Raw genomic sequence first — 12617 nt, forward strand, 5'->3', positions numbered from 1 at the left:
ATCTCTCACAATGGGACAGGACAAGGTGCGGGTCGCCGTCGTCGGCGCGGGCCGGTGGGCACAGGTCGCCCACATCCCCGGCTGGCAGCGTGACCCCCGCGTCGAGGTGGTCGCCCTCGCCGACTCCGACGCGGACGTGGCCGGGGAGGCCGGCAGGCGCTTCGGCGTCGGGCGCGTCGTCACCGACTACCGCGAGCTGCTCGACGACCCCGGCATCGACGTCGTCGACGTGGCCACCGGGAACCGGGCGCACTTCGAGATCTCCTGGGCCGCCCTTGAGGCGGGCAAGCACGTCCTGTGCGAGAAGCCGGTGCACCACGACTACCGGCAGACGCGCAGGGCCGCGGAACTGGCCAGGTCGAAGGGGCTGAAGACCAAGCTGGGCTTCACCTTCAGATACGCCCCCGCCGTGCTGTACGCCAAGGAGCTCATCGACGCGGGCTTCGTCGGCGAGCCGTACATCTTCAACGGCTACGAGCAGAACAGCCAGTGGCTCGACCCCTCGACCCCGCTGCGCCAGGTGGACGCCGACGCCGACCCGGACGTCATCCAGGTGTCGTCCATCGAGGGGTACGGCGCGCCGATCATCGACATCATGCACTGGTGGGTCGACTCCCCGATGACCTCGGCGGTCGGCACGATGCGGAACTTCGTCCCCGAACGCGTCGTACGCGACACCGGCCTGATGACCAGGATGAACATCGACGACGGCGACATGTGGATCGCCGAGTTCGAGAGCGGCGCGCTGGCCTCCATCCAGTCGTCGTTCGTCACGGTCGGCAACTTCCCCGGCATCGAGGCCCGCGTCTACGGTTCCGAGGGCGCGATCGTCGTCAGGCTGGTCGAGGAGGCGGGCGTCTGCCAGACGATCAGGACGGCCAGCAAGGGCTCCGTCGAGTTCGTCGAACGGGAGATCCCGCAGCGTTTCTTCCCCGAGGGCGGCCGTTCGACCGAGCCCTGGCCGCTGCTGTTCTACTCCAACCTGTGCCGGGACTTCGCCGACGAGATCCTCTCCGGCGGCCCGGCCAACCAGGGCGACTTCGGGCAGGGCGCGCTGGTCCAGGAGACGATCAACACCTTCGAACGGTCCTTCCGCGAGCGCAGCTGGGTCACCTTTCCCCTTGAGGGCCCCCTGGAGAGCCCTCTTGAGGGCCCGCTCGAATCGCTTGAGGAGGCCAGGTGACGGGCCAGGAGGCGCACACCTGGGGGAACGCCCACGACGACGCGGCGGCACGGGCCCTGTGTGAGACGGCGCTCGGCGCGGCCTCGGGTCCCGGCGTCGAGTACGCCGACGTCCGGCTCGTCGAGTGCGAGGAGACCCGCCTGTACGGCAGGCACGGCGGGGCGCGCGACGAGCGCTCCGAGCTGAACATGGGTGTCGGGGTGCGGGTCCTGCGCGAGGGGGTCTGGGGGTTCGCCGCGGCGCCGCTCGGTGACGAGGCCGACGTCCGCGCCGTCGCGGGACGGGCCGTCGCCGCCGCACGCGCCGCCGCCTTCGAGGGCGCCGAACGCGTCGCCCTCCCGCCGCGCCCGCCCTCAAGCGGGCGCCACACCACCGAGGTCACGACCGACCCCTTCTCCTTCCCCGGCAGGTACGGCCTGCTCGACCAGGCCCTCGCCGCCGCCGGGGCACCGGAGAAGGTCGTCTCCGCCGAGGTCGGGCTGAACGCCAAACGGCAGCACCGGCACTTCGCCGACAGCGAGGGCTCCCGCCAGCACCAGCACCTGGTCGAGTCGGGCGCCATGGTGCTGGTCTTCGCCGCCGACGAGCACGACGTGCAGCGCCGCTCCTACCCCAACTCCTTCCACGGCAACACCGCCGCGGCCGGATGGGAGTACGTGGAGTCGCTGCGGCTGGCCGAACAGGCCGCGCGGGTCGGTGAGGAGGCCGTCGCCCTGCTCACCGCGCCGGTCGCCCCCTCGGGCACCGCGGACCTGGTGATCGGCCCCGCCCAGATGGCGCTGCAGATCCACGAGTCATGCGGCCACGCCCTCGAACTGGACCGCATCCTCGGCGACGAGTCCAACTTCGCCGGGACGTCCTTCATCACCCCGGACGCGCTCGGCGCGCTGCGCTACGGCTCACCCGCGGTCAACGTCACCGCCGACCCGTCCGTGCCCGGCACCCGGGGCTCCTTCGGCTGGGACGACGAGGGCACCCCGGCCGCGCGCCGGGAGCTGATCCGCGAGGGCGTCGTGGTCGACTTCCTGTCCAGCAGGGACAGCGCCGCCAGGCTCGGCCTCACCCCGATCGGCGCCGCGAGGGCCGACGGCTGGGCCTACCCGCCGGTCTGCTTCGCCACCAACGTCTTCCTCGAACCCGGCTCGGGAAGCCTCGACGAACTGCTCGACCGCCTCGGCGACGGCTACTACGTCGACGACAACCGCAGCTGGTCCATCGACGAGCGCCGCTGGAACTTCCAGTTCGGCACCGAGGTCGCCTACGAGGTACGGCGTGGCAGGCGCGGGCGGCTGCTCAAGAACCTCTCCTACGGCGGTGTGACGCCGCGCTTCTGGGGCTCGGTCGAGGCCGTCGCGGGCCCGGAGGAGTTCAGGGCGTTCGGCATGCCCTGCGGCAAGGGCGAGCCGAAACAGTGGGGCTTCCTCGGGCACGGCGCCTCCCCGGCGCTCGTACGCGGCGTGCGAATCGGGGTCGCGTGATGACGGGCCCGAACGGAATCCCGGACAGAGGCCGGGACGGAAACCTGGACGGGGGAGACGGGATGAGGCCCTACACCGGCGGGGACCGCGCGCTTGAGGCGGTCGAACGGGCGCTCGCGGGCGCCGCGGGGGCCGACGAGGCGGAGGCCTTCCTCGCCGTGCGCTCGGGGGAGTACACCCGCTTCGCCGGGGAGCGCATCCACCAGGCGCAGGACATCGTGGAACGGCAGCTCATGGTGCGGGTCGTCGTGGACGGCCGTACCGCGCGGGCCGCGACCTCCAGGATCGAGGAGCCGGAGACGGCCGCGCGGGCCGCGCTCGAACTGGCGCGCGGCGGCGCCCGGGGGGCCTGCGGCGTCGCCCGGGCGCGGCCGTACCCGGAACCGGACCTGTGGCACGCCGACGTCGAGGGGTGGGACGCCGCCGCCCGCTCGGCGGAGGCCGCCCACGTCATCGGTGAGGCCAGGGCCGCGGGCGCCGGGGCCTACGGCATGTTCGGCCGCGCCGTCACCGAGCTCGCGGTCGCCGGGACCGGCGGCGTGCGGGCCTACGCCGCCGCGACCGAGGCCTCGGGCGCCCTCACCGTCAAGGCGGGCGAGGGCTCCTCCTACTGGTGTGACCTGGGCAGGTCGGCGCGGGCGCTGGGCCTGCGGGAGGCGGCGAGCCGTACCGTGGCCGAGGCGGCGCGGGCCAGGCGGCCGGTCGAGCTGCCCGACGGCGTGCACGACGTCGTCCTCGGCCCGATCGCCGCCGGTGAGCTGCTGCACTTCTTCGGCGCCTTCGGGTTCACCGGGCAGGCGCTCGCCGCCGGGGTCGGCGCCGTCGCCCGCACCCCGGGCGAGCCGGTCGCCGCGCCGTGCGTCACGGTCGCCGACGACGCGCTCGCCGGGGTCGGGCTGCCGTTCCCGTTCGACATCGAGGGGACACCGAAACGACGGGTCGGGTTCCTCACCGCGGGACGGGTCGGGGAGGCGGTGACCGATCTGGCCACGGCCGCAGAACTCGGCGTCCCCTCGACCGGGCACGCCCACATCGCCCGAGAGGAGTCGCCCCTGGCGATCCCGGCCAACCTGGTCATGGCCCCCGGCGCGACGCCGTACGAGGAGCTCGTCGCCGGGGTCGAACGCGGCGTCTACGTGCAGCGCTTCTGGTACACCCGGGTCGTCGACCCCGGGCGGACCACCATCACGGGGGTGAGCAGGGACGGCTGCTTCCTGATCGAGAACGGCAGGATCACCCGCCCCGTGGCGGGCAAGCGGTTCACCGAGAGCGTCTTCGGGCTGCTGTCCCGGGTGGACGCGGTCGGCGACACACTCGCCACCCAGCCGCTGATGAACGTGTGGAACGGCGCCGCGACCGCCCCCGCCCTGCGGGTGCGCGGCTTCAGGTTCGGACCCAGGCCATGAGGGCGGAGACCAACGCCGCCCGCCTGGTCACCCAGATCCTGACCGGCGAGGTCTGGCCGCCGCTGGCCGACAGGAACGGCCCCAGGCCCGACGCCGACGGCCGCGCCTTCCTGCTGCCCGGCATGGGCGGTGTCACGCTCGGCGTGCACTGCGGCGACCCGGCCACCGGCTACGCCGCCGACCACCTGGAACCCGGCCTGTCCATCCGGCACCGCGACCCCGGGGCCAACATGGCGCTGCAGTTCCTCACCTGCGTCGGCAACACGGTGCGCACCGCCTCGGGGGCGGAGGGGCTCGTGATCGGCCAGCACGCCTACGTGCTCGCCGACCTGCCGGAGGAGGCGCTCGCCGAGGTCACCGTCGGCGACCCCGTCACGGTCGTGGCCAGGGGGCAGGGGCTGCGGCTCACCGACCACCCCGCCCTCACCGTGAAGAACTGCTCTCCCGAGCTGGTCGAACGGATGCCGGGCGGCACCCGCGCAGACGGAAGGCTTGAGGTGCACGTGGCGGCGACAGTGCCGGCCGAGGCCGTCGGGGCGGGCGCGGGCATGGCCTCCGAGTTCGCCAACACCGACCTCATGGGCGCCTACGCGGGCCTGTCCCCCGACCTGTCGCTGGGCCTTGAGGGGCTGCGGATCGGTGACTTCGTGGCGATCGAGGACGCCGACCACCGCTTCGGTCGCGGCTACCGGTCCGGATATGTCACTATCGGCGTGATCTCCACCGGGCACTGCATGCTGCACGGTCACGGACCGGGGCCGTCGTCCCTGATCACCGGCCCCGCCGAGGCCTTCCACATCGTCCGCAGTCCCGACGCCAACCTGGAGGTGATCCGATGAGCACGCTGGCCGTGAACCTGCTCGGGATCGTCGAACACCCGGAGATCGACGGCATGACGCCCTACCGGATCGACGCCGACGGCAGGCCGTACGTCCCGGCCGGCGACGGCGGTGTCGTGCTCGGCGTACGGCTCGGCGACTCGGCGTTCGGCTTCGACGCCGACCACGTGGCACCGGGGGTCTGCCTGGTCCACCCCGACCCGGCGGCCCGGCACGCGCTGACCGCCTACGCCTGCGTGGGCAACGAGGTCGTGGTCCGTACCGGGGCGGCGCGGGGCGCGCGGGGCTGGGTGGTCGGCAAACGCGGCGAGGCGGGCCGGGTGATCGTCAGCATGGCGCAGGAGCACCTGGCGGCGCTGCGCCCGGGGGACGGGATCTCCGTGCGCGGGCACGGCCAGGGCGCCTCCCTCGGCGTGCCCGGCGTCGAGGTGCTCAACCTCGACCCGCGCCTGCTCGGCCCGCTGCCGCTGCGCGTGGAGGACGGGAAGGTCACGGTGACCGTGCGCGGGACGGTCCCCAGCCGCCTGGTGGGCAACGGCCTGGGCCGTCCCGCGCAGATGTGGGACCTGGACGTGCAGGTCACGCCCTCCACCCCGGGCCTGGCCGGGCTGCGCCTGGGCGACCTGGTCGCGCTCGACGACGTCGACGTGCGGCACAACATGGGTTACCGGCGTGACTGGCGCACCGTCGGCGTCGTCGCGCACGGCGACAGCCCGCTGCCGGGCCACGGCCCCGGCGTCACCCCCGTCCTGACGGGCCCGGCGGACCTGCTGCCCGTCACGGTCGACCCCGGCGGGGAACCCGCGCTGTCGGAGACCGTGCTGAGCGGCGCTCCATACTGAACCAGACAGGCGTCAACGCGAGCGACGCGAGAGAGGACACCAGGGGAAGTGCTCGAACACCTATCCCTACCCGAGACGGTACGGCTGGCGCTGCGACGCAAGATCCTCAACGACGAGCTGCCCGCCGGGACCAGGCTCGTCGAGGCGGGCATCGCCGAGGAGTACGGCGTGAGCCGGGCGACCGTGCGTCAGGCACTGCGCGACCTGTCCAACGAGGGACTGGTCGACATCAACCCGCGCAGGTACAGCATGGTCACCCGCATGTCCACCGAGGACATCCAGGACATCTGCTACGCCCGCTGTGTCCTTGAGTCCGCCGCCGCCCGAGACGCCGTGACCAACCTGCCCTCCGGCTTCTTCGAACGTCTCGAACAGCTCGTCCAGGAGATGGACGGCGCGGCCAGGGCGGGTGACATGCAGGAGCTGGTGGACATCGACACCCGCTTCCACCGCGAGATCGTCCTGGCCTCCGGGCGCCGCCGCCTGGCCGAGCTGTGGGAGACCATGAACGGCCACATGTACGCCCTCATGCGTTCCTCGCTCGACCGCCAGCAGCTGGAGATGGCCGAGGCGGCGGGCCGCCACCGTCTCGTCATCAGCGGTCTGGCCTCCGGCGACCCGGAACGGATCGAGTCGGTCATCCACGCCCACTACCTCGAACCCACGCTGCCCGCGGACACCGGGGGCTGACTTTTCTCAGCCGGCACGTTCGAAGGTCTCCCCTTGGGGGAGCGGAGGGCTTGCCGTGTGAGACAAGCAGGGTAGGGGGAGGGACATGGCAGAGTTTCTGACCGACATCACGGAGATCCGGGACAGGGCCCGGCAGGAGATCGACAAGGGGCCGATCACCCCCGCGTACGGCGCCGACCTGGAGCGCGTGATCCAGGTGTGCAACGAGGCGCTGGCCACCGAGCTGGTCTGCGTGCTGCGCTACAAGCGGCACTACTACACCGCGACCGGCATCTACGCCGAGCCGGTCGCCGCCGAGTTCCTCGAACACGCGGGCGAGGAGCAGGAGCACGCCGACATGCTCGCCCGGCGCATCGTGCAGCTCGGCGGTGATCCCGATCTCAGCCCCGAGGCGCTGGCGACCCGGTCCCACACCGAGTACGACGCCAGCCTCGACCTGGTGGAGATGATCAAGGAAGACCTGATCGCGGAGCGGATCGTCATCGTCTCCTACACCGAGATCATCCAGTGGCTCGGCGACCATGACGTCACCACCCGCAGGGTCTTCGAGCACATCCTCGCCCAGGAGGAGGACCACGCCGACGACCTCAGGGGACTGCTCGAACGACTTCCCGCCGCGCTGAAGGGCTGAGGGCGCCGGGCACCGGTTGGAGGACGGCACAACGGGACCGGCCCGGTTCGTCGTGGCGGCCGAAGAAGCGGGGCGGACGGGCGCCTAGCGTTCGGACATGCCCCGCCTCTCCCTCAGCGACCTCTACCGCATAGCGGTTCCGGGAGACCCCCGGCTCCGCCCCGACGGAGGCGCCGTCGCCTACACGGTGACGACGGCCGACCGGGAAACCGACGCCAACCACTCCGAGATCTGGCTCGCCGCCCCCGGCGCCGAGCCGCGCCGCCTGACGGGCGGGCCGCACGACTCCTCCCCCCGCTGGTCTCCGGCGGGCCGTACGCTCGCCTTCCTGCGCCCCGTCGAAGGCAGGGCTCAGATCCACCTGCTGCCGATGGACGGCGGCGAGCCGCGCGTCCTGACGGACGCCCCGCTGGGAGCGGGTGCGGCGGTCTGGTCGCCCGACGGGACCAGGATCGCCTACGCGGCGCCGTACGGGGAGGCCGACCCGGTGGCGCCGGTGGTGACCGACCTGCTCGGCTACAAGGCCGACGGCGCCGGTCTGCTGCGCGGCCTGACGACGCAGCTGTTCGTCGTGGACGTCGAGACGGGACGGACCGTCCGGGTCACCTCGGGAGACGCCTTCGCCGGTGAGCCGTCCTGGACGTCGGACGGCCTGCGCCTGACCTTCGTCACCGACACGGGGCAGGACCGCGACCTGGTCATCGGTGGGGCCGCCTACTCGATCGACGTGCCCGATCCCGGCCCCGAGGACGAATCAGGGGGCGACCCCGAGGGCGTGCCGGAGCGGCTCACCGGCGAGGAGCTGATCTGCGCCGGGGCGTGGTGGACCGGCGGACGGCTGCTGGTCGCCGGGATGACCGGCGGGCCCGTCGGCCACACCCGCCTGTTCCACCTGGACGACGGCGACCTCACCGAGGTGACCGAGGGCCTGGACCGCAACCTCATGGTCGGCGCCCCCGGCTACCCCGGGGCGATTCCCCAGCAGGCCGGGGACGAACTGGTCTTCTGCGCCCGCGACGGCGGCTGCACGCACCTCTACCGCGCCGGCGGGGAAAAGCTCGTCGGCGGGGACCAGGTGGTCTCCGGTGTCAGCGCCGCCGCGGGCAGGATCGCCTACGTCGCGGCCACGCCGCACAGCGCGGGGGAGGTCTACCTCCTGGACCTGCCGGGCGGCCGGGAGGCGGGACAGCCAGCGGCGATGCGGCTGACCTCGTACGCGCTGGACGACGTCGAGCTGTTCACGCCGCGCAGCCGTACCTTCACCGCGCCGGACGGCACACCGGTCGAGGGATTCGTGCTGCGCGACGAGACGCTCACCGGGCCCGGCCCGCTGCTGCTGGACGTGCACGGCGGCCCGCACAACACGTGGGCCCCGATCTTCGACGGGGTGCACCTCTACCACCAGGTGCTCGCGGCCAAGGGGTGGACCGTGCTCACCCTCAACCCCAGGGGCAGCGACGGGTACGGCGAGGCGTTCTACACCGCGACCGTCGGCGCGTGGGGGATCGCCGACACCGACGACTTCCTCAGCCCGATCGACGACCTGGTCGCCGAGGGGGTGGCCGACCCGGACCGGCTCGGGCTGACCGGCTACAGCTACGGCGGCTACGTCTCCTGCTGGCTGCCGACCAGGACGGACCGTTTCAAGGCGGCCATCCCCGGCGGCTGCGTCAGCGACCTGAACAGCATGGCCGGGACCTCCGACCTCGGGTACCTCCTGAAGGTCCACGAGTGCGGCGGGGACGTCACGGGCCAGTCGCCCATGGAGAACGTCGGGAAGGTCACCACGCCGACCCTCCTCCTGCACGGGGAGGACGACGACCGCTGCCCCGTCGGCCAGGCCGAGCAGTGGTTCGCCGCGCTGCGCGAGCGGGGCGTCCCGGTCAGGCTCGTCCGCTACCCCGGCGGCTCCCACCTGTTCATCCTCAACGGCAGGCCCTCCCACCGAACGGACTACAACGAAAGGATCGTCGCATGGCTGGAACAGTGGATCCCCAGCGCTGGCACGGCCGTCTCGCCGAGCTGATCGCCGAGTACGAGGTTCCCGGCGCGAACCTGGCCTTCCTGCACGAGGGGGAGGTCCACGAGTTCGCCGCGGGGCTGCTCAACGTGGACACCGGGGTCGAGGCGACCACGGACTCGCTCTTCCAGATCGGGTCGGTCACCAAGGTGTGGACCGCGACCCAGATCATGGTCCTGGTCGAGCAGGGCGCGCTGACGCTGGACACGCCGGTCTGTGAGGTCCTGCCCGAGTTCCGGGTCGCCGACCCCGAGGTGACCAAGACCGTCACGGTCAGGCACCTGCTCTCCCACACCTCGGGCATCGACGGCGACCTCTTCCTCGACACCGGCCGTGGCGACGACTGCGTGGAGAAGTACGTCGCGGCCTGCGCCGACCTCGCGCAGAACCACCCCCTCGGTGTGACCCAGTCCTACTGCAACTCGGGCTTCGTCGTCGCCGGGCGTGTCATCGAGCGGCTCACCGGCAAGACCTGGGACGCCGCGCTGCGCGAGCAGATCATCGAGCCGCTCGGGCTGACCCACACCTGGACGCTGCCCGAGGACGTGCTGCGCTTCCGCGCCGCCATGGGACACCTCGACGGCAAGCCCGCCCCCGTCTCCAGCCTCATGCGTTCGGCCGGCCCCGCCGGGCTGATCTCCGCCCGCCCCGCCGACGTCGTCGCCTTCGGCCGCGCCCACCTGGGCACCGGGCTGCTGGCCGACCCGAAGGCGATGTGGGAGCCGCAGGTCGACATCCCCAACCCGTACACCCTCGGCAGGCAGTGGGGCATCGGCTGGATCCTGGACGAGTGGCAGGGCCACCGGGTGATCTCCCACGGCGGCAACACCATCGGCCAGGCCGCCATGTTCTGGGTGCTGCCCGACACCGAGACGGTCGTGTGCTCGCTGGCCAACGGCGGCCACACCGCGGCCTTCCACCAGGCGGTGGCCACCGAGCTGTTCGCCGAGCTGGCCGGGATCACGGTCCCGCCCGTGCTGGGCCCGCCCGCCGAGCCGTTCCAGGCCGACCGGGAGCGTTACACCGGCGTGTACCAGCGGGCGGGCAGCCGGATGACGGTGAGCCTGCGCGAGGACAGGATGTTCCTGCTCATCGAGCCCACCGGGGCCCTCGCCGCGCTGCAGCCGCCCGTGGAGATCGAGCTCGTCGCCGTGAACGAGACCACCTTCGTCGGCCGCCCCGAGGGGGACCCCCAGTGGCTCTCGGCCGTCTTCTACGAGCTCCCCGACGGCTCGCCGTACGTCCACCTCGGCGTCCGCGCCACCCCGAAGATCGCCTGAGGAGTGAGAATGCTGGAGAACCTTCAGGAACGTCTCGACGGGATCGCCCGTGAGCACGACGTGCCCGGCGCCTCGCTCGCGCTCTGGGCAGGCGGTGAGCTGATCCAGGTCGCCACCGGCGTGGTCAACCGGGACACCGGCGTGGAGACCACGCCGGACAGCGTCTTCCAGGTCGGCTCGACCACCAAGGTCTGGACCGCCACGCTGGTCATGCAGCTCGTGGACGAGGGCCTGGTCGACCTGGACCGTCCGGTTCGGGACTATCTGCCGGAGTTCGCCGTCGCCGACGGCTCGGAGAAGGTCATCACCGTCAGGCACCTGCTCACCCACAGCGGCGGCTTCGACGGCGACCTGTTCGAGGACACCGGGCGCGGCGACGACTGCCTGGACAAGTACATCGGCTTCCTGCACGACGCGGGGCACGTCCACGAGCCCGGAGCCCTGTTCTCCTACTGCAACTCCGGCTACTGCGTGCTCGGCGCCCTGGTCGCCAGGCTGCGCGGCACCACCTGGGAGCAGGCCATGCGCGAGCACCTGCTCGGGCCGCTCGGCGCGACGCACTGGGCGCTGCTGCCCGAGGAGGCCATCCTGTTCCGGGCGGCGGCCGGGCACCTCGGCCCCGACGGCGCCGTCCACCGGTCGTGGGCGATGCCGCGCTCCAACGCCCCCGCGGGCTCGACCATGTGCCTGGCCCTGCGCGAGCTGGTCCGCTTCGGCCGCATGTTCGTCGCGGGTGGCGTGGCGCAGGACGGCACCCGGCTGCTGTCGGAGGAGGCCGTCGCCGCCATGCGGACCGGGCAGATCGACGTGCCCGGCGTTCCCGGGCTGCTCGCCGACCGCTGGGGCCTGGGGTTCGAGCTGTTCGACTGGGGCGGCGAGGTCTACGGGCACGACGGCGGCACGATCGGGCAGAGCACGTTCTGGCGGGTCGTGCCCGGGTCGGACTTCGTGATCGCGATGAGCGTCAACGGCGGCTCCGTCGCCGGGATGATCTCCGACCTGGCGCTGCCGCTGATCCGCGAGGTCACCGGCCTGCCCGTGCCCGACCTGCCCGTCCCGGCTCCCGCGCCGGGAGAGGCCGACCCGTCGCCCTACCTCGGTGAGTACTCCGGGCCGATGTACAGCTGGGAGGTGGCCGGGGCCCCCGGCGGCCTGGACGTCACCCTGGTCCCCGGCGAGTTCATGCGGCAGACCGGCCAGACGCGGACCACCACCCGCTTCGTGCACCACGAGGGCCACTCCTTCATCGCGGCCGAGCCCAGGGGCGGCATGCACGAGACGGTCACCTTCGTGGTCGGCGAGGACGGGCGGATCACCCACCTGCACTCGGGCGCCAGGACGCTGCGTCGTGTCTGAGATATCCGGCGCGCTGCGCGCGGTGTTCGAGGAGGCGGAGACCGAGGGCTTCGTCCACGTCCGGGAGATCGACGGCGACGCCGAGGTCTGCCTCGGCGCCGACGACCCGGTGGTGCTCGCCTCGGTGTTCAAACTTCCGATCCTGCTGGAGTACGCCAGGCAGGCGGCGGACGGGAGGCTGGAGCGCACCGAGCGGCTGACGGTGACCGCGGCCGACAAGGACGGCGGCATCGGCACCTCCGGGTGCGTGGACGACGTCTCGCTCACCCTGCGCGACCTGGCCCACTTCATGATGACCATGAGTGACAACGCGGCGACCGACGTGCTGCTGCGCCGGGTCGGGCTCGGCAACGTGCACGCCACGCTGCGCGAGCTGGGCCTGGAGCGGACCCGGCTGATCGGCGGCTGCGCCGAGCTGCTGGGCAGCGTGGTCACCGAACTCGGCCTGTCCGGCCTGGACGACGAGGAGGGGCTCGCCGCGGTCACCGAGGAGCGGATCAGGTCGCTCGCCGTGCGCGACCCCGAGCGGACGACCTCCGGTACGCCCCGGGAGATCACCACCCTACTGGGCCTGATCTGGCGGGACGAGGCCGGTCCGGCCGAGGCGTGCGCCGAGGCGCGCAGGATCCTGGGCAACCAGATCTGGCCGCACCGCCTGTCCTCCGCGTTCGGCGACGAGGTGAAGATCTCCGGGAAGACCGGAACGCTCTGGGGCATCCGCAACGAGGCGGGCGTGCTGGAGTATCCGGACGGGCGGCGGTACGCGGCGGCGGTCTTCCTGCGGACCCGCTCGTTCGGGCTCAGGCTGCCCAAGGCGGACGCGGCCATCGGCCGTGCGGTTCGTGTGGCGATAGACCATCTGCGCACCTAATGTCACTTTATGTCCATTATC

At 72.4% G+C, this 12617-nt stretch carries 11 protein-coding genes; all 11 read left to right on the forward strand.

Annotation, left to right across the window (positions count from 1 at the left end):
• Positions 1 to 10 precede the first annotated feature (10 nt).
• The 11 genes from ABZ470_RS15705 to ABZ470_RS15755 all read left to right on the forward strand — a co-directional run bounded on the left by ABZ470_RS15705 (position 11) and on the right by ABZ470_RS15755 (position 12596).
• The gene (locus ABZ470_RS15705) at positions 11 to 1183 is read left to right on the forward strand and encodes a Gfo/Idh/MocA family oxidoreductase (protein ID WP_362911787.1); all 1173 of its coding nucleotides are present in this window, start codon (positions 11 to 13) and stop codon (positions 1181 to 1183) included.
• Positions 1180 to 2661: a TldD/PmbA family protein gene (locus ABZ470_RS15710; protein ID WP_362911788.1), complete on the forward strand. Its 1482-nt coding sequence runs from the start codon at positions 1180 to 1182 to the stop codon at positions 2659 to 2661. The genes ABZ470_RS15705 and ABZ470_RS15710 overlap by 4 nt, the downstream gene beginning before the upstream one ends.
• Positions 2662 to 2723: 62 nt before the next feature.
• Entirely contained in the window at positions 2724 to 4067 is a 1344-nt protein-coding gene (locus ABZ470_RS15715; protein WP_362775950.1) for a TldD/PmbA family protein, read from the forward strand.
• On the forward strand, positions 4064 to 4906 hold the full coding sequence (locus ABZ470_RS15720) for a DUF4438 domain-containing protein (RefSeq protein ID WP_362911789.1): 843 nt from the start codon (positions 4064 to 4066) through the stop codon (positions 4904 to 4906). The genes ABZ470_RS15715 and ABZ470_RS15720 overlap by 4 nt, the downstream gene beginning before the upstream one ends.
• The gene (locus ABZ470_RS15725) at positions 4903 to 5748 is read left to right on the forward strand and encodes a DUF4438 domain-containing protein (RefSeq protein ID WP_362911790.1); all 846 of its coding nucleotides are present in this window, start codon (positions 4903 to 4905) and stop codon (positions 5746 to 5748) included. Before ABZ470_RS15720 ends, ABZ470_RS15725 begins: the two co-directional genes overlap by 4 nt.
• Positions 5749 to 5796: 48 nt before the next feature.
• Positions 5797 to 6438: a GntR family transcriptional regulator gene (locus tag ABZ470_RS15730; protein ID WP_352012060.1), complete on the forward strand. Its 642-nt coding sequence runs from the start codon at positions 5797 to 5799 to the stop codon at positions 6436 to 6438.
• Between the two features lie 85 nt (positions 6439 to 6523).
• Entirely contained in the window at positions 6524 to 7069 is a 546-nt protein-coding gene (locus ABZ470_RS15735) for a ferritin-like domain-containing protein (RefSeq protein WP_352012061.1), read from the forward strand.
• Between the two features lie 97 nt (positions 7070 to 7166).
• Positions 7167 to 9095, forward strand: coding sequence for a S9 family peptidase (locus ABZ470_RS15740; RefSeq protein ID WP_362911791.1), 1929 nt, complete (start codon positions 7167 to 7169; stop codon positions 9093 to 9095).
• The gene (locus ABZ470_RS15745) at positions 9044 to 10369 is read left to right on the forward strand and encodes a serine hydrolase domain-containing protein (protein WP_362911792.1); all 1326 of its coding nucleotides are present in this window, start codon (positions 9044 to 9046) and stop codon (positions 10367 to 10369) included. Before ABZ470_RS15740 ends, ABZ470_RS15745 begins: the two co-directional genes overlap by 52 nt.
• A gap of 9 nt (positions 10370 to 10378) precedes the next feature.
• The gene (locus ABZ470_RS15750; protein WP_362911793.1) at positions 10379 to 11725 is read left to right on the forward strand and encodes a serine hydrolase domain-containing protein; all 1347 of its coding nucleotides are present in this window, start codon (positions 10379 to 10381) and stop codon (positions 11723 to 11725) included.
• Entirely contained in the window at positions 11718 to 12596 is an 879-nt protein-coding gene (locus tag ABZ470_RS15755; RefSeq protein WP_362775940.1) for a serine hydrolase, read from the forward strand. Before ABZ470_RS15750 ends, ABZ470_RS15755 begins: the two co-directional genes overlap by 8 nt.
• Positions 12597 to 12617: the final 21 nt, after the last annotated feature.

The organism is Streptosporangium sp. NPDC020072 (assembly GCF_040631445.1).
GTDB lineage: Bacteria > Actinomycetota > Actinomycetes > Streptosporangiales > Streptosporangiaceae > Streptosporangium.

What these genes read in the sequence shown, in the direction of transcription:
- ABZ470_RS15705 (WP_362911787.1), top strand. Translation starts at nt 11, where the DNA reads ATGGGACAGGACAAGGTGCGGGTCGCCGTCGTCGGCGCGGGCCGGTGG.
- ABZ470_RS15715 (WP_362775950.1), top strand. Translation starts at nt 2,724, where the DNA reads ATGAGGCCCTACACCGGCGGGGACCGCGCGCTTGAGGCGGTCGAACGG.
- ABZ470_RS15720 (WP_362911789.1), top strand. Translation starts at nt 4,064, where the DNA reads ATGAGGGCGGAGACCAACGCCGCCCGCCTGGTCACCCAGATCCTGACC.
- ABZ470_RS15725 (WP_362911790.1), top strand. Translation starts at nt 4,903, where the DNA reads ATGAGCACGCTGGCCGTGAACCTGCTCGGGATCGTCGAACACCCGGAG.
- ABZ470_RS15735 (WP_352012061.1), top strand. Translation starts at nt 6,524, where the DNA reads ATGGCAGAGTTTCTGACCGACATCACGGAGATCCGGGACAGGGCCCGG.
- ABZ470_RS15740 (WP_362911791.1), top strand. Translation starts at nt 7,167, where the DNA reads ATGCCCCGCCTCTCCCTCAGCGACCTCTACCGCATAGCGGTTCCGGGA.
- ABZ470_RS15745 (WP_362911792.1), top strand. Translation starts at nt 9,044, where the DNA reads ATGGCTGGAACAGTGGATCCCCAGCGCTGGCACGGCCGTCTCGCCGAG.
- ABZ470_RS15750 (WP_362911793.1), top strand. Translation starts at nt 10,379, where the DNA reads ATGCTGGAGAACCTTCAGGAACGTCTCGACGGGATCGCCCGTGAGCAC.